A 25,887-nucleotide genomic window follows, 5' to 3' on the forward strand; every position below is an offset into this window, starting at 1 on the left:
ACCCGTTGTGCCGGTGGCGCGCGGTGGTTAAGCTCTTCATGCGCGCCCCAATCGCCCGCTTCCCCCGTGGCAGGCGATCGGGGCGCGCGTCTTTGTCTGGAACTTCGCAAGCGAGCATCGGGCCCGCACGCGTCACGCGTGCGGGCCCGATGTCCTTCGCGCTGTGCGGCGCGTCGCCTGCCGGTGCTTATATCCAGCGACCGTCGAGCCACATCCGGGCCAGCCAGTCCGAGTACGGGATCAGTTTGCCCACGAAGATCGGGTAGAAGTAGGCGAAGCACAGCCCCACCAGCAGCACGTACGCCCCGGCCGCGATGCTGCCCACCAACCGTCGTTCGTAGCCGGCGTCGCCGGGCACCAGGGCTTTCGTCTCACCCACGTCACCCCCGGCCGGGGCGATCAACGCGCCCAGCACGTACACCACGGCGAGTACCAGGAAGGGCAGCGCCGGGGCCGCGTAGAACGAGAACATCGTCCGGCCGTCGAGGGCGAACCAGAACCAGGGCAGCAGACCCGCGGCCACGGTGAGCAGGATCGCGCCGGCCCGCCAGTCCCGACGGGCGATGCCCAACCAGACGAGTGCCACCAGAGCGGGCAGGAACGACCACCACAGCAGCGGAGTGCCCAGCAGCAGGATCTCCGAGGCGCAGGTCGGTGCGCCGCAGGCGCCGTCCCCCGACCAGTGGAAGGCGACCGGGCGGCCGAGCAGCAGCCACTGCCACGGCCACGACTGGTACTTGTGCGGGTCGTCGAGCTGGGCGTGGAAACCGTACGCGGCGCGGTGGTACTCGTAGAGGTTGACCAGCGGGCCGATGACAGGGGTGTCGCTCAGTGACCCCGTCGGGTACGCCGACGACGTCGCCAGCCGGTAGTAGCCGTCGTCGCTCAGCAACCACCCCGACCAGGTCGCCAGGTAGGTGCCGACCATCAGCACCCCCGCCAGCACCAGCCAGGGCACCTCGTCGAGCAGGGTGTCCCGCCAGGGCCTGCGGACGCCGGCCGACCGGCGGAGCCCGACCTCCCAGAGGACCACGAAGAGGGCGAACACCGGCACGAAATAGAGCGCGCTCCACTTGACCGCGCAGGCGCAGCCGATCAGCACCCCGGCGGCCAGCCGCCACCACGGCCACGTCCGCCAACCGGTCGACGGTCGGCCCGCGCGCCCGGGCAGGCTGGGGTCGAGGCCGTCGTCGAGCGCGCGTGCCCAGCGCCGACGCCGGGCGTCCCGGTCGAGTACCAGCGCGCCGAAGGCCGCCAGCACGAAGAACAGCAGGAAGATGTCGAGCAGCGCGGCGCGGGACAGCACCAGGTGGAAGCCGTCAAGCGCGAGCAGCAGGCCGGCCGCGCAGCCGAGCACCGTCGAGCGGAACAGCCGCCGGCCGATGCGGACCAGCAGCAGCACCGACAGCGTGCCGATCAGGGCCGCCGAGAACCGCCAGCCGAACTCCGGCGCGGTGGTGAACAGGTGCCCGCCGACGGAGACCTTCGAATCCGCGTCCTGGTAGCCGAAGGCCCACTCGCCGATGCCGATCAGCCACTTGCCCAGTGGCGGGTGCACCACGTACGACGGGACGTTGTCCTTGTAGTTCCATTCGACGCCCCGGCTGATCAGCCCGTACGCGTCCTTGGCGTAGTACGTCTCGTCGAAGATCTTGCCCTTGGGACTGGACAGGCCGACGAAGCGCAGGATCGCCGCGATGGCCACCACCACGGCGGTGGCCAACCACGAGTACGGGTCCATCCGGCTGTCGACGGTGGCAAACCGGCGACGGACCGCGGCGGACACACCCCCGCTGTCGGCGGGCGGCGTCGCCGCTTCCTGAGGGGGGCTGGGCTCGCCCGACACCTCGACCGTTCCTGCCGGCTCGACGCTCGGGCTCTGCGCTGTCGACGCACTCGTCACCCGGCGATCGTAGGCTGCCAGGGTGTCCTGTGGCGCCCGTCGTCCCTGATACCGGTATTCGCTGTCGATGAAGGAGACGATGTCGTGGGTGAAATGTCCGAAGCTGGACGCCTGATCCTGCTCGGCGCCCCGCTCGGCAACCCCGCCGACGCCTCGGTCCGGTTCCGCGAGGTGCTGGCCAGCGCCGACGTGGTGGCCGCCGAGGACACCCGCCGCCTCACCCGGCTGGCTCGCGACCTCGACATCACCGTGGGAGGCCGCATCGTCTCCTACTTCGAGGGCAACGAGGAACGGCGTACGCCCGAACTCGTCGAGGTCATCCTCGGCGGGTACGCGGTGGCGCTGGTGACCGACGGCGGCATGCCGAGCGTCTCCGACCCGGGATACCGGCTGGTCCGGGCCGCGCTGGACGCTGGTGCGCCGGTCACCGTGGCCCCCGGGCCCAGCGCGGTGACCACCGCCCTCGCCGTCTCCGGGCTGCCCTGCGACCGGTTCTGCTTCGAGGGGTTCCTATCCCGGGCCGGAGGCGCGCGCCGGTCCCGCCTGCGCGCGCTCGCCGCCGAGGAGCGCACCCTCGTCTTCTTCGAGGCGCCGCACCGGATCGGCGCGGCGCTCACCGACCTGGCCGACACGTTCGGCGCGGACCGGCCGGCCGCGCTCTGCCGGGAGCTGACCAAGACGTACGAGGAGGTTCTCCGCCGTCCGCTCGGTGAGCTGGCCCGCTGGGCCTCTGAGACCGAGCCGCGCGGGGAGATCACCCTGGTGGTGGCCGGCGCGCCGGTGACCGCCGCGGAACGCCCCGACGACGAGACCCTGCGCGCCGCGGTCGCCGAGCGGGAGGCCGCCGGACGGTCCCGCCGGGACGCCATCACCGATGTCGCCACCGAGTTCGCCCTCCGCCGCCGCGAGGTCTACACGATCGTGCACAGCTGACCCGCCGCCGCGCTCACCAGGCGGCCGCCAGGAAGCCGAGGGTGATCAGCGTCGGGCCGGCGAGCGCGGCGGCCACCGCCCACCGACGGTGTCGCCGGCCGGGCAGCCGGGCCGACCCGGTCCACCGGACGATGCCGGCGGCGCAGCCGAGCACCACCACCAACCCGGGCAGCCAGCGCAGGTGTCGGCTCGCGCCGGTGTCGGCGTACGCGGTGCTGCCGTCCGGTCCGGTCATCCGGGCCCGGTGCGCGGTCCCGGGCGCGTCGCCCCCGGCGGGCACGCCGCTGACGCGTACGCCGGGTGCCAGGAACCGTCCCTCGTCCGCCGTGAACATCCCCCGGCAGCGCTGGGTGAGCCCGCCGCCGGCGCAGGAGTCGATCACCACGGTGCCGTCGCGCGCGTGCCCGACGGCGAGCCAGAACGGTCCCGCGCTGACCCAGGCGAAGAAGGCGGTGACCAGGCTCAACAGCACCAGCACGGTCAGTCCGACCAGTGGGTCGGGCGGTGCGGCCGTCCGCGCGGTGGCGCGACGACCAGTCGCCGGGGTGCGGGGCCGGGAAGCGGGGTCCTCCCGTACCGGGGTGCCGTCCCAGTGCACCTCCTCGATCGGCGCCCAGAAGACACCGTCGCCGTCCGGCGGCTCCGTCCCGTCGGACCGGTGCGCGTTCCGGCCGCGGCTCTGCTGACGGACCGGCACCCGGCGCGGCAGCGCGTCCACCGGGGCCCCGGTGGTCGGCTCCACCTCGGCCGTCGCCGCCTGACCCGGTTCGACAGCGGCGGGCGTCGCACTCCCGGCCGCCGCCGTCCCGGCGTACGAACCAGCCGGTGGCCTCTCGGCGGACGAGCCGGACGCCGCCGTCTCTGCGGACGAGCCGGCCGGTGGTCTCTCGGCGGCCGGGCCCGGCGGCTGCGGCCGGGCCGGGCTGGGCGTGGGCGCCGTCGGGCTGGGGCGCGCCGGGGTCGGCGTCGGCGGACGGGGGTTGGGGCTCGGCCGCGGCCCGGCGCCGGCGCGCGGCGCGGGGCTCGGCGCGGCATCCGGCTGTGGCACCGGGCTCGGCGCGGGGTCCGGACGGGGAGCGGCGGTCGGGTCGGCGGCGGGCACCGGCCGGGGTTGGGGCGCGACCGCGCCGCCCCGGGACGCCTCGGACGCCCTGCCGGGCTCGTCGTCGACCGTCGGCCCGATGGGACGCTCGTCATGGTCCCGAGCCGCTCGTCTGCCAGTCACGAGGTTCATTGCACACCGGCAGTGGGGGCCGAACGGGCAGCTGGACCGCGTGTCGGCGACAAATCGGACCAAAGGCCGAGGGGCTCAGCCCGGTCCGTCGACCCGTCACCCCCTATTGGTTCGCGGGCCCGCCGGACGGGTCACTAGGCTTGCTGCTCATGAGTCACGTTCTCGCGGCAGTGGCCTGGCCGTACGCCAACGGCCCCCGCCACATCGGCCACGTCTCCGGTTTCGGCGTTCCCTCCGACGTCTTCGCCCGGTACATGCGGATGGCCGGCCACGACGTGCTCATGGTCTCCGGCACCGACGAGCACGGCACCCCCATCCAGGTGCAGGCCGACGCCGACGGGGTCACCCCGCGCGAACTGGCCGACCGGTACAACAGGGTGATCGTGGAGGACCTGCACGGTCTCGGCCTCTCCTACGACCTGTTCACCCGCACCACCACCCGCAACCACTACGCCGTGGTGCAGGAGTTGTTCGAGGGGATGTACCGCAACGGCTACATCGTGCCCAAGACCACCATGGGCGCGATCTCGCCGTCGACCGGGCGCACCCTGCCCGACCGGTACATCGAGGGCACCTGCCCGATCTGCGGCTACGACAGCGCCCGCGGCGACCAGTGCGACAACTGCGGCAACCAGCTCGACCCGATCGACCTGATCGACCCGAAGTCGCGGATCAACGGCGAGACCCCGAAGTTCGTCGAGACCGAGCACTTCTTCCTGGACCTGCCCGCCCTGGCCGACGTGCTCCGGCAGTGGCTGGACACCCGCCAGGGATGGCGGCCCAACGTGCTGCGGTTCTCCCGCAACCTGCTCGACGACCTCCAGCCCCGGGCGATCACCCGGGACCTGGAGTGGGGTGTGCCGATCCCGCTCGACGACTGGCGCGACCGCCCCGACAAGCGGATCTACGTGTGGTTCGACGCGGTCATCGGCTACCTGTCGGCCTCGATCGAGTGGGCCCGCCGCTCCGGCGACCCGGAGGCGTGGCGCAGGTGGTGGTCCGCCGACGGCCAGGGTAAGGACTCCCAGTCCTACTACTTCATGGGCAAGGACAACATCGTCTTCCACTCGGTGATCTGGCCGGCGCTGCTCTCCGGCTACTCCGGTGAGGGCTCCCGCGACGGTGAGCCGGGCGAGCTGGGCCGGCTCAACCTGCCCACCGAGGTGGTCTCCAGCGAGTACCTGACCATGGAGGGGCGCAAGTTCTCCTCGTCCCGCAAGGTGGTCATCTACGTCCGGGACTTCCTGGAGCGCTACGACGCCGACGCGCTGCGCTACTTCATCGCCGCCGCCGGCCCGGAGAGCAACGACACCGACTTCACCTGGGCGGAGTTCCTGCGCCGCAACAACGACGAGCTGGTCGCCGGCTGGGGCAACCTGGTCAACCGGTGCGTCTCGATGGCGGCGAAGAACTTCGGGGCCATCCCGCCGGTCGACCCGGCCGGACTCACGGAGGCCGACGAGGCGCTGCTCGCCGTCGCCCGGACCGGCTTCGACACGGTCGGTGACCTGATCGGCCGGCACCGGCAGAAGCAGGCCATCGGTGAGGCCATGCGGGTGGTCGCCGAGGCGAACAAGTACCTCTCCGAGCAGGCGCCGTGGAAGCTCAAGGCCGAGGCCGACAAGCCCCGCCAGGGCACCATCCTGCACGTCGCCCTCCAGGTGGTCAGCGACGCCAACACACTGCTCACCCCGTTCCTGCCGCACTCCGCGCAGAAGGTGTACGAGCTGCTCGGCGGCACCGGCGTACACGCGCCGATGCCCGTCATCGAGCAGGTCGACGACCTGGACGGGGGTCCGTCGTACCCGGTGCTCACCGGGGACTACACGGTGGGCGCGCGCTGGGAGTCGGTGCCGATCGAGACCGGCCGGGCGCTGACCGCGCCGACGCCGGTGTTCCGCAAGCTCGACCCGTCGATCGTCGACGAGGAGCTGGCCCGCCTGACCGGCTGAGCGTTTGGCGGCACGCGGCGGCACGTCCTGTCGCCGCGTGCCGTCAGAGCGCGTAGCGCGTGTCCATGACCTGGTCCTCGGTGACCTCGGCACCCGGCGCCCAGGTCTCGTAGACGCCCCGGTCGTGGCACTGCGCGCCGGTGATGACCACCGCCTCCGGGTCGGGTTGGCGCAGCCGTAACCGCAGCCAGCCGGCCTCCTCGCGCAACACCAGGCAGGGCACGCCCCGCCAGGTGGCGAACCGGAGCCGGCGGGCCACCGCCTCCACCGGGTAGCGGGCCGCCCGGGTCATCGCCAGCACCCGGAAACCCCCGGGCAGGTCGGCCACCGCCTCGTACTCCGTGTCGCCGTAGAGGCCGACGAGCTGGGTGGAGCGCGGGGCGTCGCCGGTCGGCACGAACTCCTGGTCGGGGGAGAGGCCCGGGACCGCGGCCAGCAGGTGCCGCCACTGCGGGCCGACCATCCGCAGCCACGCGCGCTGCTCGGCCTGGTAGCTGTAGAGCACCACCTCCGTTCCCTCGGCGGTGTACGCCAGCAGCGTCGCGTTCGCCGGCATCGGCAGGTCGGCGAAGTCCCGGGTCACGAACTCCGGGATGAGCTGGCCGTTGCTCGGCGCGAAACCGGTGCCCAGCACCGAGGGGCCCACGCGGTCCCGGGAGCTGAGCGCGGTCAGCCCACGGTGGGCCTCGCCCACCGGCACGTCGTAGTCGCCCGGGTCGGCCGCCCGCCAGCGCAGCGCGTACGCCACGTCCGACCCATCCCGCCCGACGTCCCCGTCGGTGCGCAGCACGGTGGTCGTCACCGGCGTCCGCAGGTGCGCCACGTCGTGCTCCCGGTAGCAGAAGCCGTGCGGCAGCCAGCCCCGCACGTACCCGGCGAGCTGCCGCGCCGAGAGCACCTTCACCATCCGGGTTCCGCGCCGCACCACCGCCGAGGCGCGCACCGCGGCCAACACCGGGTCGCCCGCCGCGGACGGCTGCTGGCTGAGCTGGTGTACGTGCGACCAACCGTGCTCCCGGTGCGCCGGCAGCATCAGCGGCGTCTCCGGCTCCTCGGCCGCCTCGACTGCCCCGTGCACCGCGTTCACCTCGGTGACGTGCACGAACCGATGCCAGGGCAGGGCGCTGCCCGGGCGGGGGGCCCGTTCGAAGCCGGCGACCTCCTCGGCGCTGAACAGCTCGTACGCGGCGCCCCGGGCGATCTCCTCGGCCGGGTACACGTCCCCGCCGAATGCCACACGCAGGCCGATCCGCTCGCCGGCCGCGTCGCTCGCGTGAGGTGTGACCGTCATTGCCGCGACGGTAGAGTCGCGCGGCGTAGTCGAGGTGAACGCCGGGTGGCGGGCGGATGGACGACGCCGGTGTGTGATGCTGTCGCTGATGAGCGAGCCGACTGAAACCCGCCGCGAGCGTGCCGCCCGGCGGGCCGGAGAGTTCCCGCCCGCCCCCGAGCCGCTGCCCCGGCCGGTGCTGGACAGCCACACCCACCTGGACATCACGGTGAGTGAGGCCGGTGTACCGGGTGGCGGACCGGCCGACGACCCGGTCGCCGCAGCTGTCGATCTGGCGGTCACCGTCGGGGTGGACCGGTTGGTCCAGGTGGGGGTGGACGTCGCGTCCTCGCGCTGGGGCGCGGACATCGCCGACCGGTACCGGGCCGTGCTGGCCACCGTGGCGCTGCACCCCAACGAGGCGCCCCGGCTGGCGGACCTCGACGAGGGGCTGCGGGAGATCGAGTCGTTGGCCGCCCGCGACCGGGTCCGGGGGATCGGCGAGACCGGAATGGACTTCTTCCGCACCGGCGACGAGGGGCGGGCCGCGCAGGAGGAGAGCTTCCGGGCCCACATCGCCATCGCCAAGCGGTACGGCAAGGCGCTCGTCATCCACGACCGGGACGCCCACGCGGACGTGCTGCGCATCCTCGACGACGCGGGCGCACCGGACACGGTGGTGCTGCACTGCTTCTCCGGCGACGCCGGGTTCGCCCGCGAGTGTGTGCGCCGTGGCTACCTGCTCAGCTTCGCCGGCACCGTCACCTTCGGCAGCGCCACCGCCCTGCGCGAGGCCGCCGCGCTCACACCGCTGGACCAGATCCTGGTGGAGACCGACGCCCCCTACCTCACCCCGACGCCGCACCGGGGCCGGCCGAACGCGTCGTACCTGATTCCGCTGACCGTCCGCGCCCTCGCCGCGACCACCGGCAGCGACCTGGACGAGCTGTGCGCGGCCATCTCCGCCAACGGCGAGCGGGCCTTCGGTCCGTGGTGAGCCTCCTCGGCCCGGCGGAGATCCGGGAACTCGCCACCCGGCTCGGCGTCGCGCCCACCAAGAAGCTGGGCCAGAACTTCGTGCACGACCCGAACACCGTCCGGCGGATCGTGAACGCCGCCGGCCTGACGCCCGACGACGTGGCGCTGGAGGTCGGCCCCGGCCTCGGCTCGCTCACCCTGGGACTGCTGCCGGTCGCCGGGCACGTGCACGCCGTGGAGATCGATCCCACGCTCGCCGCCGCGCTACCGGAGACCGCCACGCGGCACGCCGGAGCGGACGCCGACCGACTCACCGTGCACCGCGCCGACGCGCTGCGCGTCACCGCCGCCGAGCTGGCCGACCCGCCGCCGACCGCGCTGGTCGCGAACCTGCCCTACAACGTCGCCGTGCCCGTGGTGCTGCACCTGCTCGCCGAGCTGCCCAGCCTGCGGCACGGCCTGGTCATGGTGCAGAAGGAGGTCGCCGATCGGCTCGTCGCCGGTCCCGGCTCCAAGGTGTACGGCATCCCGTCGGTCAAACTCGCCTGGTACGCCGACGCCCGCAGCGCCGGGCGGGTGCCGCCGAACGTGTTCTGGCCGGTCCCCAACGTCGACTCCGGTCTGGTCGCCTTCACCTGTCACGAGCCGCCCCGACCCGACGTACCTCGGAAGCGGGTCTTCGCCGTGGTGGACGCGGCGTTCGCGCAACGCCGCAAGACCCTGCGCGCGGCGCTCGCCGGCTGGGCCGGCGGCCCGGACCGGGCCGAGGCCGCCCTCACCGCCGCCGGCGTCGACCCCGGCGCCCGCGGCGAGTCGCTGACCGTGGAGCAGTTCGCGGCCATCGCCGCGTCGGCTCCGGCCGGTACGCCGGCCGCGAAGTAGGCTGGCGCCGTGCCCGCCCAGGACGCCGAGGAGCTGATCGTGGCCAAGCCGTTCGACATCCGCCTGCGCGTGCGGGACATCGCCCCGTGACCGAGGCCTGGCGACCGGACGACGAGGACGAGCGGCGCGGGGCCATCGGCCCGGTACGGGTCCGGGTGCCCGCGAAGGTCAACCTGCACCTCGGGGTGGGGCCGCTGCGCCGCGACGGCTACCACGAGCTGAACACCGTCTACCACGCGATCTCCATCTACGACGAGCTGACCGCCCGCCGGGGCGACACGCTCGCCCTCACGATGGAGGGCGAGGGCACCGGCGAGCTTGCGCTGGACGACTCCAACCTGGTGATCCGGGCGGCACACGCCCTGGCCGGGTACGCCGGTGTCCTGCCGCACGCCCGGCTGCACCTGCGCAAGCAGATCCCCCTCGCCGGTGGGCTGGCCGGCGGAAGCGCCGACGCGGCCGCCGCGCTGGTGGCCTGCGACGCGCTCTGGGGCACCGGCCTGTCCCGCGACGAGCTGGCCGGGATCGCCGCCGACCTCGGCTCGGACGTGCCGTTCCTCGTCTACGGGGGCACCGCGCTGGGCACCGGGCGCGGCGAGGCGGTCAGCCCGGTGCTGGTCCGGCCGACGTCCTGGCACTGGGTGGTGGCGATCGCCGACGGCGGTCTGTCCACGCCGGCCGCGTACCGGGAGCTGGACCGGCTGCGCGACTCCGGTACCGCCAGCACGCCGCTGGGCAGCACCGACGCCCTGCTCGGTGCGCTGCGCCAGCGCGACCCCCGGGTCCTCGCCCGTACGCTCGGCAACGACCTCCAGGATGCGGCGCTCGCGATGCGCCCCGCGTTGGCCGACACCCTGAAGGCCGGCGAGGCTGCCGGCGCGCTCACCGGCATCGTCTCCGGCTCCGGCCCCACCTGCGTCTTCCTCGCCACCGACGCCGCCGACGCCGAACGGATCGCCGCCGAGCTGACCAGCGCCGGCGTCTGCCGGGAGGCGCGGGTCGCACACGGCCCGGTGGCGGGCGCGCGCGTCGTCTGACGGCGCTCCCCGGCCGGCGCGGCCGGCCGGGGCGTCCGCGTACCCTTGGGTCAGGCGTCCCGAGGTGCCCGCCGGCACCCGGACGCCTTGATCTTGAAGGGTGGAACGTGGCCAACATCGTCAACCTGGACCGGGTGTCCAAGGGGTACGGCGCCGCCGGGCGGCTGCTCACGGACGTCTCGCTCGGCCTGGACGACGCCGACCGGATCGGTGTGGTCGGCCTCAACGGCGCCGGCAAGTCCACCCTGCTGCGGCTGCTCACCAAGCAGGAGGACCCCGACGACGGCCGGGTCACCCACCGTCGCGACCTGCGCGTGCTCTGGCTGCCGCAGCAGCTCACCCTCGCCCCCGACGCCACCGTCCGGGACGTGGTGCTCGGCACCGCCTGGCTGGGCGAGGGCATGGGCGCCGAGCACGAGTGGGCCGGCGACGCCGGTGTCCGCAACATCCTCGACGGCCTCGGCATGCCGCACCTCGGCCTCGACCAGCCGGTCGGCCCGATGTCCGGTGGTGAACGGCGACGGGTGGCGCTCGCCGCGCTGCTCGTCCGCGACGCGGACCTGTTGATCCTCGACGAGCCCACCAACCACCTCGACGTCGGCGGTGTCGACTGGCTGGCCCGGCACCTCGTCGGCCGCAAGGGCGCCCTCGTCGTGGTCACCCACGACCGGTGGTTCCTGGACGCCGTCTGCACCACCACCTGGGAGGTCGCCGACCAGACCGTCCGGGCGTACGAGGGTGGCTTCGCCGCCTGGACCCTCGCCCGCGTCGAGCGGGAGCGCGTCGCCGCCGCCGTCGAGGCCCGCCGGCAGAACCTGCTCCGTAAGGAGATCGCCTGGCTGCGGCGTGGCCCACCCGCCCGCACTTCCAAGCCGCAGTTCCGCATCGACGCCGCCAACGCGCTGATCGCCGACGTGCCGCCGGCCCGCGACACCATGTCGTTGCAGCGCATGGCCGTCTCCCGCCTCGGCAAGCAGGTGTACGAGCTCACGGACGTCGAGCTGCACGCCGGGCCGAAGGAGATCCTGCGCGACGCCACCTGGCTGATCGGCCCCGGTGACCGGATCGCCATTCTCGGCGCCAACGGCGCCGGCAAGACCACGCTGCTGCGGATGCTCGCCGGCATCACCCGGCCCGACGGGGGCCGCCTCACCACCGGCTCCACGGTCCGACCGGCGTTCCTGTCCCAGGAACTCGTCGAGCTGCCCGGACACCTGCGGGTGCTCGAAGCCGTCGAGGAGGTCGCCCGCCGCGTGCAGCTCGGCGACCGTGAGGTCTCCGCCGCGCAGCTCGCCGAGGTCTTCGGCTTCGACGACCGCCGGCTCTGGACGCCGGTCAGCGACCTCTCCGGCGGTGAGCGCCGCCGGTTGCAGATGCTGCGGCTGCTCGCCGGTGAGCCCAACGTGCTGCTCTTCGACGAGCCGACGAACGACCTGGACACCGACACCCTGGCCGCGCTCGAAGACCTGCTCGACTCGTGGCCGGGCACGATCATCGTGGCGAGCCACGACCGCTACCTGATCGAACGCGTCACCGACACCGCGTACGGGATGTTCGGCGACGGCCGGCTGGTGCACCTGCCCGGTGGCGTCGACGAGTACCTCGCCCGGACCGCCGAGCGGGCCGGCTCCACCCGGGCGGGCGGCACCCCGACCGCCGCGCCCACCGGCCCGGCCACGAGCGGCATGTCCGCCGCCGAGGTGCGCCAGGCCCGCAAGGAGCTGACCCGCCTCGAACGGCAACTCGGCAAGCTCGACCAGCGCGAGGTGACCCTGCTCGACCAACTCGCCGCCGACGCCACCGACTACGCCCGGGTCGCCGACCTGGACACCCAGCTCAAGGACCTGCGCGCCGAACGGGAACGGATCGAGGAGAGCTGGATGACCCTGGCCGAGGAGCTGCCCGAGGGCTGACCTGCCCGGGCACGCCGGCGCGGGGGCCGTGTGCGGCGTCACACCGGCTCATGCGGGACAATCATCGGCGACACCTCACCCCACGGCGTTGGAGACCCAGACATGGCCCACACCCCCATCAACCACCCCGCGCGGCCGATCTACCGGGCGATCGGCGGGCTGACCGGTCTGTACCTGGTGGTCTTCGGTGTGCTCGGCATCATCGCGAGCGCCGGCAACGAGGTCCTCGCGCAGGATGACACCCGCGTCCTCGGTCAGGGCACCAACCTCGGCTTCTCGCTGCTCAGTGTGCTGCTCGGGCTCGTCGTCCTGGTCGGCGCCGCGCTCGGCCGCAACATCGACGTGGCGGTCAACCAGTGGATGGCGTACGCCCTGATGGTGATCGGCCTCGGCGGTCTCGCGTTCATCCGCACCGACGCCAACATCTTCAACTTCAGCGTCGTCACGGTGATGGCGCTGCTCTCGGCCTCCCTGGTGCTGCTCATGGCCGGCATGTACGGCAAGGTCGGCACGGACGAGGAGGCGGAGGCGTTCCAGAAGGCTCGGCTCGTTCTCTGAGCTCTTCTTGGTTGCTTTCGTGGTTGCGGCCGTGGGTTTTCGCCGGAGCCCGAGCTGCTCCGGGCGGTCAGGCTTGATCCCTGCGCAGCTCGGGCTCCGGCGAAAACCTGACCCGGTCCAGCCACTCGGCGGACCGTTCCGGCTTCCTGGTTCTTCGGACAGCCGGGTCTGCCCTGGGTGACAATCCTCCTGAAACGGTCGAACTCAGGTGGATGGGGTCTCGGGTATGCCGCACTTTCCGGTCAACCATCCGGCACGGCCGCTCTACCGGGTGCTCTCCGGGCTGATCGGCGTGTACATCCTGGTCTTCGGCGTCTGGGGGGTGGCCGAGACGATCGGTGACCCGCTCTTCGCCCGCAGCAGCACCTGGGCCCTCGGACTACGGACCAATCTGGCCTTCTCGCTCGCCTCCGTGGTCTTCGGAGTCGTCCTGATCATCGGGGCGTCCCGGCGCACCAACCTCGGCCACTACATGAACCTCACCGCCGGGGTGGTGTTCCTGGTGACCAGCATCCTGATGATGTCCGTGCTGCAGACCGACGCGAACTTCCTCAACTTCTCGATGTCGACCGTGGTCGTGTCGATGCTGTTCGGGCTGATCCTGCTCGGCACCGGCCTCTACGACAAGGTCGGCCCGGCGGAGCACGCCGAGGCGGAGTTGGAACGCCGCAAACACCCGGTGGCGGACGCGCACCGGAGCTGAGACGTGGGTCAGTGCCGGCGCGCGGTGATCAGGGTGGGTTTCGCCTCCAGGTGCGACAACCCGTTCCACGCCATGTTGACCAGGTGCGCCGCGACCGTCTCCTTGCGCGGCTTGCGCACCTCCAGCCACCAGCGGCCGGTCAACGCGACCATGCCCACCAGCGCCTGCGAATAGAGCTCGGCGAGCTTCGGGTCGTACCCCCGGCTCTTGAACTCGGCGCCGAGGATGTGCTCGACCTGGTGGGCGACGTCGTTCATCACGCTGCTGAACGTGGCCGTGCCGGACATCAGCGGCGACTCGCGGACCAGCACCCGGAACCCACTCGTCTCCTCCTCGATGTAGCCCAGCAGGGCCAGCGCCGCCTGCTCCAACAACTCCCGCGGATGCCCCGCCGTCAGCGCTGTGGTGATCCGGTCCAGCAGGGCCCGGACCTCCCGGTCGACCACGACCGCGTAGAGCCCTTCCTTGCCGCCGAAGTGCTCGTAGACCACCGGCTTGGAGACCTTGGCGCGGGCCGCCACCTCCTCGATCGAGGTGGCGTCGAAACCGCGCTCGGCGAACAGTTGCCGGCCGATCGCGATCAACTGCTCCCGACGCTGCGCCGCCGACATGCGTACCCGGGACGTGGGCTTGGGTTTCGCCGCCGTGGCCGGCGTCGGCCGCCGGCCGGCCGGCTCGTCACTCGCCTCGGGCATGTCGCCGCCTCGCTGGCGCTCCGTCACGCCCTGCCGTGGGATGGTGTCTCCGCTGTGCCCGTTCACGTCGTCGCCTCACTGGCGGGCGGCCGGACCGCCCTGCCGTGCCGTGCGACCAAACCCGGATCGGGCCCGGCCCTCGTCCGCCGAGCCGTCCGGTCCCCCCGCGTCGCTCGGTCATCCGGCCATCCTGCCAGGCGGGATCCCGTGGCACCGCCCGCTTTACCGGGGTGCGACCGGCTTCACGAGCTTGGCGGCGAGGCGCTCGGGCTTGGGCCAGCGCACCTGCGATGCCGCACCGACCTTCTCGAACAGCCAGATCACCCGCGCCGAGATGTCCACCTGACCCCGCAGCACACCGTGCCGCGCGCTGGTCGGGTCGGCGTGGTGCAGGTTGTGCCAGCTCTCACCGAACGACAGGATCGCCAGCGGCCAGAAGTTCGACGCGCGGTCTCCCTGACGCATCGCGAACGGACGCTCGCCGTACACGTGGCAGACCGAGTTGATCGCCCAGGTGACGTGGTGCAGAAGGCCTACCCGGACCAGCCCGGCCCAGAAGAACGCGGTGAGCGCGCCCTGCCAGGACCAGGTCACCAGGCCCCCGATCAGCGCCGGGCCGAGCAACGAGACGGCCACCAGCGCGGGGAAGAGCCGGTCCACCCGGCTGATGTCCCGGTCGGCGATCAGGTCCGGAGCGAAACGCTCCCGGTTGGACAACTCGCGGCGGAACAGCCAGCCCACGTGGGCGTGGAACAGGCCCCGGGTCAGCGCCCAGACGTTCGTGCCGAACCGCCACGGCGAGTGCGGGTCACCCTCCAGATCGGAGAACGCGTGGTGCCGTCGGTGGTCGGCCACCCACTGGATGATCTCGCCCTGCACCGCCAGCGAACCCGCGACCGCCAGGGTCACCCGCAGCCACCGCTTGGCCTTGAACGAGCCGTGCGTGAAGTAGCGGTGGAAACCCACCGTGATGCCGAGCCCGGAGACCACGTACCAGACCAGGCCGATGATCACGTCCGTCCAGCCCAGCCAGCCGCCCCAGGCGACGGGCACGGCGACCAGCAGCGCGACGAAGGGGATCACGACGAACGCCCACAGAGCGGCCAGGATCCCGGGGGACTGGGTGCCGTCGGTGAGCGGTTTCGGGCCGGGGCCGGTGGTGTTGGGTTCGAGCACGGTGGTGGACATGACACCTCGCAGGGGGAAGGGGAAAAGATCACTAACCTACGCCTACGTCACCGTAACTTACGGTCCGGTAGATCGCACGAGGAACTTTCGAAGAAGCGTCGTACGCCCGTACCAACCTGCTGGTCATGACCGATTCGCTCGCCGTCGAGGTGGCTCTCGTGCGTACCGTTGAGCGGCTTCCCGTCGCGCTGATGCAGGCCCGCTGCGACATCGGGCGCGACCGTCTCCAATGTCTCCTGAGCGGGTGCCGCCAGCGCCACGGGCGTGGACGATCGAGGGGATCTTGAGGGATATGAGTGCTGGCGTCGGCGGGGTCGGGCGTTAAGGTGTAGCGGCGGGACGCGCTCCTGCCGCGTCGTCCTTCTTGACGATGCGATCGGCCGTGGTGTAATTGGCAACACCCGGGTCTTTGGTACCCGTATTTCAGGTTCGAACCCTGGCGGCCGAGCTATCCCTATAAGTCCGCTTTAGGTTCTCCTGGGGGTAAGAGGGAACCGTGCCGGGCCTCGTGGTTAGCATGGCCGCGAGAGTGTCCGCCGTCCCGACGGGAGCCACGTCGTGCCCCAGCCCCACCTTCGTACCGTCGTCGTACTCGCCGCCGGTGAGGGCAAGCGGATGAAGTCGACACTGCCCAAGGTGCTGCACCCCCTGCTCGGTCGTACCCTGCTGGGCCACGTGTTGAGCGCGGCCGCGCCGCTGGCCGCCGATCGGACCGTCGTCGTGGTGGGTCACGGCGCCGACCAGGTTGGTGCGCACCTCACCGAGATAGCCCCCGACGCCACGCCCGTCCTGCAGGCCGAGCAGCTCGGCACCGGGCATGCCGTGCGGATCGCGCTGGACGCCGTGCCGGAGGGCGCCGGCACCGTCGTGGTGATCAACGGAGACGTGCCGTTGCTGCGCCCGGAGACCGTGGGCGCGCTGGTGACCGCGCACGAGGAGGCCGCCGCGGCGGCCACCGTGCTGGCCGCCGAGGTGCCCGACCCGACCGGGCTGGGGCGGATCGTCCGGGACGCCGACGGCCGGCTGGAGCAGATCGTCGAGGAGCGCGACGCCGACGCGACGCAGCGCGCGATCCGCGAGATCAACGCCGGCATCTACGCCTTCGACGCGGCCCGGCTGCGCGACGCCCTGGGCAAGCTCTCCACGGACAACGACCAGGGCGAGGAGTACCTGACCGACGTGTTCGGCCTGCTCCGCTCCGCCGGCGAGCCGGTCGCGGTGCACGTGGCCGTCGACCATGTCGAGACGCTGGGCTGCAACGACCGGGTGGAGTTGGCGTCGCTGCGCCGGCTGCTGCGCGACCGGGTCAACGAGGCGTGGATGCGTACCGGAGTGAGTCTGCTCGATCCGGTGACCACCTGGATCGACGTGACGGTGGCTCTGGACCGCGACGCGGTGGTCGACCAGAACACCCAGCTGCGCGGTGCCACGGTGGTCGGCGCGGGCGCGCTGGTCGGGCCGGACGTCACGCTTGTCGACACCATCGTCGGCGAGGGCGCGTCGGTGGTACGCAGCCACGCGGTCGGCGCCGAGGTGGGCGCGGGCGCGAGTGTCGGGCCGTACGCGTACCTGCGGCCTGCCGCGCGCCTCGCGGACAAGGCGAAGATCGGCACGTTCGTCGAGGTGAAGAACTCCGAGATCGGGGCGGGCTCGAAGGTGCCGCACCTGACCTACGTGGGTGACGCGACGATCGGCGAGCAGAGCAACATCGGCGCCGCGTCGGTCTTCGTGAACTACGACGGGGTCAACAAGCACCGTACGGTGATCGGCAGCCACGCCCGAACCGGCGCGGACAACATGTTCGTGGCGCCGGTCGAGGTGGGCGACGGCGCGTACACGGCGGCTGGTTCGGTGATCGTGGACGACGTGCCGCCGGGCGCGATGGGTGTCGCCCGGGCACGGCAGCGCAACATCGAGGGCTGGGTGATGATGCGGCGGGCCGGTACGGCGGCGGCCGAGGCCGCGCAGCGTGCCCGCGACGCGAAGGATGCGCGGCGATCCAGCGACGCGAAGGGTGCGTCGGAGGCGGCCGGGACCGCAAGTGACAGTGAGGCAATGCACGGGCGGGCCGAGACGGTGGGCGGTGCGTCCGGCGCGGGAGATACTGCAACCGAATAGTCCCCGACCCACCACCACCGGGCCGGGAACCGCCGACAAACGGGAGCAGACGGGCCCATGGGCAGCATCGTCGCCGAAAACCGCAAGAGCCTGATGCTCTTCTCCGGACGGGGTTTCCCGGAGTTGGCCAAGGAGATCGGCGAGGTGCTCGGCGTGGCACCGACGCCGGCTGACGCGTACGAGTTCGCCAACGGCGAGATCTTCGTACGGTTCAAGGATTCGGTGCGTGGTTCGGACGCCTTCGTGGTGCAGTCCGTGACGCACGGAGTGAACACCTGGGTCATGGAGACCCTGATCATGGTCGACGCGTTGAAGCGCGGTTCGGCGAAGCGGATCACCGTGGTGCTGCCGTTCTACCCGTACGCGCGGCAGGACAAGAAGCACCGTGGCCGGGAGCCGATCTCGGCCCGCCTGGTGGCGGACCTGCTGAAGACCGCCGGTGCGAACCGGATCCTCACGGTCGACCTGCACACCGCGCAGATCCAGGGCTTCTTCGACGGGCCGGTGGATCACCTCTTCGCGATGGACGTGCTCGCCGAGTATGTGGAGCACAGGTACGCGGGTCGGCCGATGACCGTGGTGGCGCCGGATTCGGGCCGGGTGCGGGTGGCCGAGCGGTGGACCGACCGGCTGGGCGGCTGCCCGTTGGCGTTCATCCACAAGACCCGTGACCCGATGAAGCCGAACCAGGTGGTGGCCAACCGGGTGGTCGGTGAGGTGGAGGGTCGGGTCTGCCTGATCGTCGACGACATGATCGACACGGGTGGGACGATCACGAAGGCGGCGGACATCCTCAAGGAGTCGGGGGCGGCGGAGATCGTGGTGGCGTCCACCCACGCGCTCCTGTCCGACCCGGCCACGGAGCGGTTGAAGAACAGCCCGATCAGCGAGGTCGTGGTGACCAACACGCTGCCGTTGCCGCCCGAGAAGCAGCTCGACAAGTTGACCGTCCTGTCGATCGCGCCGCTGCTGGCGCGGGCGATCCGCGAGGTGTTCGACGACGGCTCGGTGACCACCCTGTTCGGTGGTCTGAGCTGAACCGGGTCAGGTCCGGCCGGCAGAGCTGACAAACTGGTCGAAACGGGCTGATCCGCCAGCGGGAAACACCGCCGGCGGATCAGTCCGGTGCCGTGACCGGGGACTGCCGGAAACCTGGGAATTGGCTCGGGTAGACTGGTGCGGTTGCCACGGCGAGGGTGCCCGGCGGGCCGCTGAAGAGCGCCGCACGGAGGCACCGTCATCGACGCGGTGCTCCGGGCAGTCGTTCATGACGCATGAGCCCCAGCGAGCCCCTCGCCCCAGCACCGCCAGACGACAAGCCGCCGCAGCGAAGCATCAGGAGTTTCCCCGTGTCCGAGGTAAAGATCAGCGCCGAGCCCCGCACCGAGTTCGGCAAGGGTGGTGCCCGTCGTACCCGCCGGGCCGGCAAGGTGCCCGCCGTGCTGTACGGCCACGGCGAGAAGCCCAAGCACATCGCGCTGCCGTCGCGGGAGTTCGCCGCCGCGATCCGCAAGGGTGGCGCCAACCAGCTCTTCGCGATCGACATCACCGACGGCACCCAGGTGCTGGCGCTGCCGAAGGCGATCCAGCGTGACCCGATCAAGGACACCTTCGAGCACGTGGACCTGCTGCTGGTCCGCCGCGGCGAGAAGGTCACCGTCGAGGTCCCGGTTCAGCTGACCGGTGAGGCCGCGAAGGACACCCTGATCGTGCACGACCACGACACCCTCTCGGTGACCGCCGACGCCACCAAGGTGCCGGACCACCTGGAGGCGTCGATCGAGGGCGCCGAGGCGGGCACCACGATCACCGCCGGCGACGTCGAGCTGCCCTCCGGCGTGGAGCTGGCCGCCGACTCCGAACTGCCGGTCGCCTCGGTGACCGCCGCGCCGACGGCGGAGCAGCTCGAGGCGACGCTGCCCGAGGTCGAGGCGGCCACCGACGAGGCCGAGGCCGAGGTCGGCGAGACCACCGAGGGCTCCGAGGGCGCGGACGCCGCCCCGGCCGCCGAGGGCGACGAGAACACCGAGGCGCGTACCGAGGCCTGATCGGTTCGTACTCTGCTGGCAGGCGTCCCCGAGCTTCGGGGGCGCCTGTCGGTGTATCGGGAGTCGGCGCAGACGTTTTGAGGGGCGGATCGTGACGGACGAGGCGGGACCGTGGCTGGTGGTCGGCCTGGGCAACCCGGGGCGGGAGTACGCCGGGAACCGGCACAATGTCGGTTTCATGGTGGCCGAGCTGCTGGCGGGGCGTGTCGGCGCGCGGTTCGGTCGGCACAAGCGGGCGGTGGCCGAGGTCGCGGAGGGGCGGCTGGGGTTCGGTGGTCCGAAGCTGGTGCTGGTGAAGCCACTGACGTACATGAACCTCTCCGGTGGGCCGGTGGCGGCGCTGTCGCAGTTCTACAAGGTGCCTCCGGCGCAGGTGGTCGCGGTGCACGACGAGCTGGACATCGAGTTCGGCCAGGTGCGGATCAAGTTCGGTGGCGGCGAGGGCGGGCACAACGGTCTGCGTTCGATGTCGAAGTCGTTGGGCACGAAGGACTACGTCCGGGTGCGGTTCGGGGTGGGTCGCCCGCCGGGGCGGCAGGATCCGGCGGACTTCGTGCTGTCGGATTTCGGCGCGGCGGAGCGCAAGGAGCTCGATTTCCTGGTGGACCGGGCTGCCGACGTGGTGGAGTCGGTGATCGTCAAGGGCGTGGAGCCGACCCAGAACCTGTATCACGGGGGTTGAGTCGGGCGGTGCGTACCGGATTGGAAACGCCGGGCCGGTAGTCTGCGCCTTTCGGCGTGCCGTGACCGGCGACGCGGGTCGCGGCCGATCGGTGCGTGCGGGCACGGCCGCGGCGAGGCGACGGGAGCGGGCAGATGGGCAGTCCTCCGATGATCGACGGGGCGTTCGCCCGGTGGTTGGCCTCCCGGGCCGGTCAGGCGCTGCTGGACCTGCGTACGGAGATGGGCTTCTCGGACACCGGGGCGCTGAAGTCGGCCGGGGACAAGGTGTCGCACGACCTGATCCGTACGGAGTTGGCGCGGTGGCGGCCGGGGGACGCGGTGCTCTCCGAGGAGGACGAGGGCTCGCGGTTGGCCTGGGCGGCGGAGGTGAACGCCGGGGCGGTGTCCCGGCTGACCGCCGACCGGGTCTGGATCATCGACCCGTTGGACGGCACCCGCGAGTTCGCCGAGGAGGGCCGCTCGGACTGGGCGGTGCACGTGGCGCTCTGGGCGCGGAGCGCGCCGAGCCCGCACGGGCTGGTCGCCGGTGCGGTGGGGTTGCCGGCGCAGCACCGGGTGTTGGGCACCGACTATCCGCCGGCGTACCCGCCGATGACGGTCGAGGCGGCGACGGCTGGTGAGCGCAAGATCCGGCTGGCGGCGAGTCGGAGTCGACCGCCGGTGTTCCTCACCGATCTGGCCGAGGACGTGGGCGCGCACCTGGTGCCGATGGGTTCCGCCGGGGCGAAGATCGCTGCGGTGGTGACCGGCGAGGTGGACGCGTACATCCATGCCGGCGGGCAGTACGAGTGGGATTCGGCGGCGCCGGTGGCTGTGGCGACGGCCACCGGACTGCACGCTTCCCGGATCGACGGTTCTGCGCTTCGATACAACGAGGCGGATCCGCGCCTGCCGGACCTGCTGGTCTGTCGCAAGGATCTCGCCAGCCGGTTGCTTGCAGCGCTGCAGAGGCATTCCGGGTAGCCTGAGCGCACTTCTTGACATGTCCGACCGGAAAGGTCTGGAAATCGGATGAGCGAGCGAGTGTCATGACCTCCCCCGCGGCCTACCGCGTCTCCCACCTGGACGCCCTCGAGGCGGAGAGCATCTTCGTGATGCGTGAGGTTGTCGCCGAGATGGAACGTCCGGTGCTGCTCTTCTCCGGCGGCAAGGACTCGATCGTCATGCTGCGGTTGGCGCAGAAGGCGTTCGCTCCGGCCAACATCCCCTTCCCCGTCATGCACGTCGACACCGGGCACAACTTCCCCGAGGTGCTCGAATACCGCGATCAGCGGGTCGCCGAGCTGGGGTTGCAGCTCGTGGTGGCGAGCGTGCCGGAGGCCCTGACCAACGGGCTGGTCCGGGAGTCGGGCGACGGCATGCGCAACCGGATCCAGACGCCCGTGCTGCTGGACGCGGTGGAGAAGCACCGCTTCGACGCGCTGTTCGGTGGCGCCCGCCGGGACGAGGAGAAGGCACGGGCCAAGGAGCGGGTGTTCAGCTTCCGCGACGAGTTCGGCCAGTGGGACCCGAAGAACCAGCGTCCGGAGCTGTGGTCGCTCTACAACGGCCGGCACCACCCGGGCGAGTCGATCCGGGTCTTTCCGCTGTCCAACTGGACCGAGCTGGACGTCTGGCACTACATCGCCAGCGAGCGCATCCCGCTGCCGTCGATCTACTACGCGCACGAGCGTGAGGTGATCGAGCGCGAGGGCATGCTCTACGCGGTCAACGAGTTCTTCCGGCCGCGCGCCGGCGAGGAGCGGTTCAAGGCCCAGGTGCGGTACCGCACCGTCGGCGACGCCTCCTGCACCGCGGCCGTCCGCTCGGACGCGGACACCGTGGAGAAGGTCATCGAGGAGGTGGCGGCCACCCGGATCACCGAGCGGGGCGCGACCCGTGGTGACGACCGGGTCAGCGAGGCCGCCATGGAGGACCGTAAGCGGGAGGGCTACTTCTGATGAGCACCGAGATCATGGCCCCGGCCGCCGGCGCCGAGACCGCGCCCGAGGCGCGGGCGATGGACCTGCTGCGGTTCGCGACCGCCGGCAGCGTGGACGACGGCAAGTCGACCCTGATCGGCCGGCTGCTGTACGACACCAAGTCGCTCTTCACCGACCAGTTGGAGGCGGTGGAGGCGGTCAGCGCGGCCCGGGGCGACGAGTACACCAACCTCGCGCTGCTCACCGACGGCCTGCGCGCCGAGCGGGAGCAGGGCATCACGATCGACGTGGCGTACCGCTACTTCGCCACGCCCCGGCGCAAGTTCATCATCGCGGACACTCCCGGGCACATCCAGTACACCCGGAACATGGTCACCGGCGCTTCCACGGCCGACCTGGCGTTGATCCTGGTGGACGCGCGCAAGGGCCTGGTCGAGCAGTCCCGGCGGCACGCGTTCCTCTGCTCGCTGCTGCGGGTGCCGCACCTCGTCCTGTGCGTCAACAAGATGGACCTGGTGGACTGGTCGCAGGAGGTCTACGAGCGGATCGCCGACGAGTTCACCGCGTTCGCGGCGAAGCTCGACGTACCGGACCTGACGGTGGTGCCGATCTCCGCGCTGCGGGGCGACAACATCGTGGCCCGGTCGGAGAACATGCCGTGGTACGAGGGCCCGTCGCTGCTGCACCACCTGGAGCGGGTGCACATCGCCAGTGACCGCAACCTGGTCGACGTCCGGTTCCCGGTGCAGTACGTGATCCGTCCGCAGTCGACCACGGTCACCGACTACCGGGGCTACGCCGGCCAGGTAGCCTCGGGCGTGCTCAAGCCGGGCGACGAGGTGATGGTGCTGCCGTCCGGCTTCACCAGCCGGATCGCCGCCGTCGAGACCGCCGACGGGCCGGTCGCGGAGGCGTTCCCGCCCATGTCGGTGACGGTACGGCTGGCCGACGAGATCGACATCTCCCGGGGCGACATGATCTGCCGGCCGAACAACGCGCCCGCCGTCGCCCAGGACATCGAGGCGATGGTCTGCTGGATGGACGAGACGGCCCCGCTGCGGGTCGGTGGCCGGTACGCGATCAAGCACACCACCCGCTCGGCGCGGGCGATCGTGCGCGGGCTGCACTACCGGTTGGACATCAACTCGCTGCACCGTGACGAGTCGGCGGACGAGCTGCGGCTCAACGAGATCGGTCGGGTCCGGCTGCGCACGACGGTGCCGTTGCTGGCCGACGAGTACCGCCGCAACCGTACGACGGGCGGCTTCGTCATCATCGACGAGACCACCAACCGCACGGTAGGCGCCGCCATGATCGTCGAAGCCGCCTAACCCCATCCCGCGCCCGCTCGCGCCGCCAAGATCGCGCTCGATCCATGAAGTAGTGGCCTCCCCGAATGGGAAGGCCACTACTTCCATGAACAAGCACGATCATCCCGCCTCACCCCCGAACCGCCGGTTGATCAAGAGGTTTGCGTCAGTCCGAGCGCGGATCTTGACGCAAACCTCTTGATCACCGAGTCGACGACAGGGGGTTAGGGCAGGCGGGTTGCGCCGGGGGAGGGCAGGACCGGGGTCGTGGTGGGGGGCGTGTAATCGCGTTCGGCGTAGGCGATCCTGACTGCCTCGGCCACCGCTTCGACGCGGTCGGTGTCGACCAGGGCGAGGACGCAGCCTCCGAATCCGCCGCCCGTCATGCGCGCGCCCAACGCGCCGGCCGACAGCGCCGCCTCGACCGCCGTGTCGATCTCCGGCACGGTGATCTCGAAGTCGTCGCGCATCGAGACGTGCGAGGCGGTGAGCAGCGGGCCGATGTCCCGGACCCGGCCGGCGCGCAACAGCGCGACGGTGTCGAGCACGCGCTGGTCCTCGGTGACCACGTGCCGGACCCGGCGCCGGGTCTCGGCGTCGTCGAGCCGGGCCAGGGCGGCGTCGAGCCCGTCGACGCTCACGTCGCGCAGCGCGGGCACCCCGAGCGCCTTGGCGGCGGCCTCGCAGGAGCGGCGGCGGGCAGCGTACTCACCATCGGCGTGCCGGTGCGGCGCGCGGCTGTCGATGACCAGCACGGTCAGCCCGGCGGCGTCCAGGTCGAACGGGATGTGCTCGACGGACTCGTCGCGGCAGTCGAGGAAGAGCGCGTGCCCGGCGCGGCAGCGGATCACCGCGGACTGGTCCATGATGCCGGTCGGCGCGCCCACGTAGACGTTCTCCGCCCGCTGCGCCAGCCGGGGCTGCCGCTCGGCGGGCAGCTCCAGCCCAGCGAGGTCGAGCAGGGCGGCGAGCACGGCGGACTCGAGCGCGGCAGACGAGGAGAGCCCGGAACCCAGCGGCACGTCGGAGGCGATGGCCAGCCGGGCGCCGGGCACCGCGTGGCCGGCGTCGCGCAGCGCCCAGACCACCCCGGCCACGTACGCGCCCCAGCCGGTCACCCGGCCGGGCTCGGTCACGTCGTCCGCGTCGAAGGTGATCGTCTCGCCGGAGAGCTCGGACCAGACCGTCCAGCGTTCGTCGTCCCGCCGGTCGGCGGCGACCACGGTACGCATGGGAAGCGCGAACGGCAGCACGAACCCGTCGTTGTAGTCGGTGTGCTCGCCGATCAGGTTGACCCGACCGGGCGCGGCCCAGAGGCCGGCGGCCGAGGCGTCGTACCGCTCGGTGAAGCCGGCGGCGGCCCGCTCGACGACGTCACCGGTGGGGCTGGTCATGGTGCCTCCTTCGCGACTGCGGGGCCCGCAGACCCGGCTCACTCCCGGCGCTCACGACTGCTCCAGGACGTGTGCGCGGTAGAAGGCCCAGGCGTCGCCGACCATGTCGTGCAGGGTGGGCTTGCGCGGCACCCAACCCAGTTCGTCACGGGCCAGCGCGGACGAGGCGACCAGTTCGGCCGGGTCGCCCTCGCGGCGCGGCGCGACCTCGACCGGGAGCTGGTGGCCGGTGACCTCGCGGACCACGTCGACCACCTGGCGGTTGGTGAAGCCGTTTCCGTTGCCGAGGTTGTAGATGCGGTGCTGGCCCGCGGTGGCGGCGTCCAGCGCGAGCAGGTGCGCGCGGGCGAGGTCGGCGACGTGGATGTAGTCGCGTACGCAGGTGCCGTCCACGGTCGGGTAGTCGTCGCCGAAGAGTTGGAGCTTCTCCCGCCGGCCGGCCGCGACCTCCAGGGCGATCGGGATGAGGTGTGTCTCCGGGTCGTGCCGCTCGCCGAGCGCGACGTCGCCGGCGAGGTGCGCTCCGGCCACGTTGAAGTAGCGCAGGGACACGGCGGCCAGCCCGTGCGCGGCGGCCTCGGAGGTGAGCGCCATGTCGACCGCGAGCTTGGTGGCGCCGTACGTGTTGGTGGGCGCCTTGACCGCGGTCTCGGTGATCGGCAGCTCGGTGGGGTTGCCGTAGACGGCGGCGGTGGAGGAGAAGACCATCCGGGGGACCCGGGCGGCCCGGACCGCGTTGATCAGGGCGAGCGTGCCGACCGTGTTGTTCTCCCAGTACAGCTCGGGTTTCACCATCGACTCGCCGGCGGCGATGAGGGCGGCGAAGTGCAGCACCCCGTCGAAGCCGGCGTCGGGGGTGAGGACCTGGGCGGCGTCGTGAATGGACGCCTCGACGTGCGTCGCGTCCGGAGCGAGCGCCTCGCGGTGACCGGTGCGCAGGTCGTCCAGGACCACGACCTGGTGCCCGGCGTCGAGCAGCATCCGGGTCACCACGCTGCCGATGAAGCCGGCGCCCCCGGTGACGAGCAGTTTCACGTCGTTGCCTCCTGCCTGGCCCGCCGGGACGTGGCCCTTGGTGATCACCCTACGGCGGCGCTCGGGAGCGGTGTGGATCGCGCCGCACGCCATTCCATCATAATCTCTCACGTTTAAACAGAGCCGAACA

At 71.8% G+C, this 25,887-nt stretch carries 22 protein-coding genes and 1 tRNA gene; 16 read left to right on the plus strand and 7 right to left on the minus strand.

Annotation, left to right across the window (positions count from 1 at the left end; translation table 11 throughout):
* Window positions 1-187 precede the first annotated feature (187 nt).
* Window positions 188-1,741: a dolichyl-phosphate-mannose--protein mannosyltransferase gene (locus ACQP0N_RS03740; protein ID WP_433121395.1), complete on the minus strand. Its 1,554-nt coding sequence runs from the start codon at window positions 1,739-1,741 to the stop codon at window positions 188-190.
* Window positions 1,742-1,996: 255 nt separating this feature from the next.
* Between ACQP0N_RS03740 and rsmI the strand changes: the two genes are divergently transcribed.
* A complete protein-coding gene (rsmI, locus tag ACQP0N_RS03745) occupies window positions 1,997-2,836 on the plus strand; it encodes a 16S rRNA (cytidine(1402)-2'-O)-methyltransferase (protein WP_433121397.1) in 840 nt (279 codons plus the stop codon).
* Between the two features lie 13 nt (window positions 2,837-2,849).
* On the opposite strand, the gene ACQP0N_RS03750 is transcribed toward rsmI, so the two are convergent.
* On the minus strand, window positions 2,850-4,061 hold the full coding sequence (locus ACQP0N_RS03750) for a hypothetical protein (RefSeq protein ID WP_433117581.1): 1,212 nt from the start codon (window positions 4,059-4,061) through the stop codon (window positions 2,850-2,852).
* Between the two features lie 158 nt (window positions 4,062-4,219).
* Here ACQP0N_RS03750 and metG point away from each other — a divergent pair, with 158 nt between their 5' ends.
* Window positions 4,220-6,022 (plus strand): methionine--tRNA ligase, encoded by a 1,803-nt coding sequence (metG, locus tag ACQP0N_RS03755; RefSeq protein ID WP_433117583.1) that lies wholly within the window; start codon window positions 4,220-4,222, stop codon window positions 6,020-6,022.
* Between the two features lie 43 nt (window positions 6,023-6,065).
* On the opposite strand, the gene ACQP0N_RS03760 is transcribed toward metG, so the two are convergent.
* Complete coding sequence (locus ACQP0N_RS03760) at window positions 6,066-7,313, minus strand: hypothetical protein (RefSeq protein ID WP_433117585.1); 1,248 nt, start codon at window positions 7,311-7,313, stop codon at window positions 6,066-6,068.
* A gap of 76 nt (window positions 7,314-7,389) precedes the next feature.
* Here ACQP0N_RS03760 and ACQP0N_RS03765 point away from each other — a divergent pair, with 76 nt between their 5' ends.
* From ACQP0N_RS03765 to ACQP0N_RS03790, 6 genes are all read left to right on the plus strand, one after another.
* On the plus strand, window positions 7,390-8,289 hold the full coding sequence (locus ACQP0N_RS03765) for a TatD family hydrolase (RefSeq protein WP_433117587.1): 900 nt from the start codon (window positions 7,390-7,392) through the stop codon (window positions 8,287-8,289).
* Window positions 8,283-9,152, plus strand: a complete 870-nt coding sequence (gene rsmA / locus ACQP0N_RS03770) for a 16S rRNA (adenine(1518)-N(6)/adenine(1519)-N(6))-dimethyltransferase RsmA (RefSeq protein ID WP_433117589.1) — start codon at window positions 8,283-8,285, stop codon at window positions 9,150-9,152. The genes ACQP0N_RS03765 and rsmA overlap by 7 nt, the downstream gene beginning before the upstream one ends.
* Before the next feature lie 86 nt (window positions 9,153-9,238).
* Entirely contained in the window at window positions 9,239-10,189 is a 951-nt protein-coding gene (locus ACQP0N_RS03775) for a 4-(cytidine 5'-diphospho)-2-C-methyl-D-erythritol kinase (RefSeq protein WP_355048971.1), read from the plus strand.
* Window positions 10,190-10,296: 107 nt separating this feature from the next.
* Window positions 10,297-12,102, plus strand: coding sequence for an ABC-F family ATP-binding cassette domain-containing protein (locus ACQP0N_RS03780; RefSeq protein ID WP_433117592.1), 1,806 nt, complete (start codon window positions 10,297-10,299; stop codon window positions 12,100-12,102).
* 102 nt (window positions 12,103-12,204) lie between these two features.
* Window positions 12,205-12,660 carry a DUF4383 domain-containing protein gene (locus tag ACQP0N_RS03785; RefSeq protein WP_433117593.1) on the plus strand — a complete coding sequence of 152 codons (456 nt, stop codon included), beginning with the start codon at window positions 12,205-12,207 and terminating at the stop codon, window positions 12,658-12,660.
* A 226-nt stretch (window positions 12,661-12,886) separates the two neighbouring features.
* Window positions 12,887-13,363 (plus strand): DUF4383 domain-containing protein, encoded by a 477-nt coding sequence (locus ACQP0N_RS03790; protein WP_355048968.1) that lies wholly within the window; start codon window positions 12,887-12,889, stop codon window positions 13,361-13,363.
* An 8-nt stretch (window positions 13,364-13,371) separates the two neighbouring features.
* Here ACQP0N_RS03790 and ACQP0N_RS03795 read toward each other — a convergent pair whose 3' ends face one another.
* On the minus strand, window positions 13,372-14,058 hold the full coding sequence (locus ACQP0N_RS03795; RefSeq protein ID WP_355048967.1) for a TetR/AcrR family transcriptional regulator: 687 nt from the start codon (window positions 14,056-14,058) through the stop codon (window positions 13,372-13,374).
* Between the two features lie 222 nt (window positions 14,059-14,280).
* Window positions 14,281-15,246, minus strand: coding sequence for an acyl-CoA desaturase (locus ACQP0N_RS03800; RefSeq protein WP_433117596.1), 966 nt, complete (start codon window positions 15,244-15,246; stop codon window positions 14,281-14,283).
* Window positions 15,247-15,622: 376 nt separating this feature from the next.
* On the opposite strand from ACQP0N_RS03800, the gene ACQP0N_RS03805 reads away from it, so the two are divergent.
* The 8 genes from ACQP0N_RS03805 (at window position 15,623) to ACQP0N_RS03840 (ending at window position 23,349) form a co-directional block, all read left to right on the plus strand.
* Window positions 15,623-15,694: transfer RNA gene (locus ACQP0N_RS03805), tRNA-Gln, on the plus strand.
* A gap of 167 nt (window positions 15,695-15,861) precedes the next feature.
* Window positions 15,862-17,364, plus strand: coding sequence for a bifunctional UDP-N-acetylglucosamine diphosphorylase/glucosamine-1-phosphate N-acetyltransferase GlmU (glmU, locus tag ACQP0N_RS03810; RefSeq protein ID WP_433121399.1), 1,503 nt, complete (start codon window positions 15,862-15,864; stop codon window positions 17,362-17,364).
* A gap of 57 nt (window positions 17,365-17,421) precedes the next feature.
* The gene (locus tag ACQP0N_RS03815; protein WP_355048964.1) at window positions 17,422-18,402 is read left to right on the plus strand and encodes a ribose-phosphate diphosphokinase; all 981 of its coding nucleotides are present in this window, start codon (window positions 17,422-17,424) and stop codon (window positions 18,400-18,402) included.
* 311 nt (window positions 18,403-18,713) lie between these two features.
* Window positions 18,714-19,412, plus strand: coding sequence for a 50S ribosomal protein L25/general stress protein Ctc (locus tag ACQP0N_RS03820; RefSeq protein WP_433117598.1), 699 nt, complete (start codon window positions 18,714-18,716; stop codon window positions 19,410-19,412).
* Window positions 19,413-19,503: 91 nt separating this feature from the next.
* Window positions 19,504-20,094, plus strand: coding sequence for an aminoacyl-tRNA hydrolase (gene pth / locus ACQP0N_RS03825; RefSeq protein ID WP_355048962.1), 591 nt, complete (start codon window positions 19,504-19,506; stop codon window positions 20,092-20,094).
* 134 nt (window positions 20,095-20,228) lie between these two features.
* Window positions 20,229-21,059, plus strand: coding sequence for an inositol monophosphatase family protein (locus ACQP0N_RS03830; RefSeq protein WP_355048961.1), 831 nt, complete (start codon window positions 20,229-20,231; stop codon window positions 21,057-21,059).
* Between the two features lie 65 nt (window positions 21,060-21,124).
* On the plus strand, window positions 21,125-22,036 hold the full coding sequence (gene cysD, locus ACQP0N_RS03835; RefSeq protein ID WP_433117601.1) for a sulfate adenylyltransferase subunit CysD: 912 nt from the start codon (window positions 21,125-21,127) through the stop codon (window positions 22,034-22,036).
* Window positions 22,036-23,349: a sulfate adenylyltransferase subunit 1 gene (locus tag ACQP0N_RS03840; RefSeq protein WP_433117603.1), complete on the plus strand. Its 1,314-nt coding sequence runs from the start codon at window positions 22,036-22,038 to the stop codon at window positions 23,347-23,349. Before cysD ends, ACQP0N_RS03840 begins: the two co-directional genes overlap by 1 nt.
* A 203-nt stretch (window positions 23,350-23,552) precedes the next feature.
* Here the strand turns inward: ACQP0N_RS03840 and galK are convergent, their stop codons facing one another.
* Complete coding sequence (gene galK / locus ACQP0N_RS03845; RefSeq protein WP_433117604.1) at window positions 23,553-24,722, minus strand: galactokinase; 1,170 nt, start codon at window positions 24,720-24,722, stop codon at window positions 23,553-23,555.
* Window positions 24,723-24,773: 51 nt separating this feature from the next.
* Entirely contained in the window at window positions 24,774-25,703 is a 930-nt protein-coding gene (gene galE, locus ACQP0N_RS03850; protein WP_433121401.1) for a UDP-glucose 4-epimerase GalE, read from the minus strand.
* Window positions 25,704-25,887 lie beyond the last annotated feature (184 nt).

This window comes from Micromonospora sp. CA-246542, assembly GCF_050942905.1.
Classification (GTDB): Bacteria; Actinomycetota; Actinomycetes; order Mycobacteriales; family Micromonosporaceae; genus Micromonospora.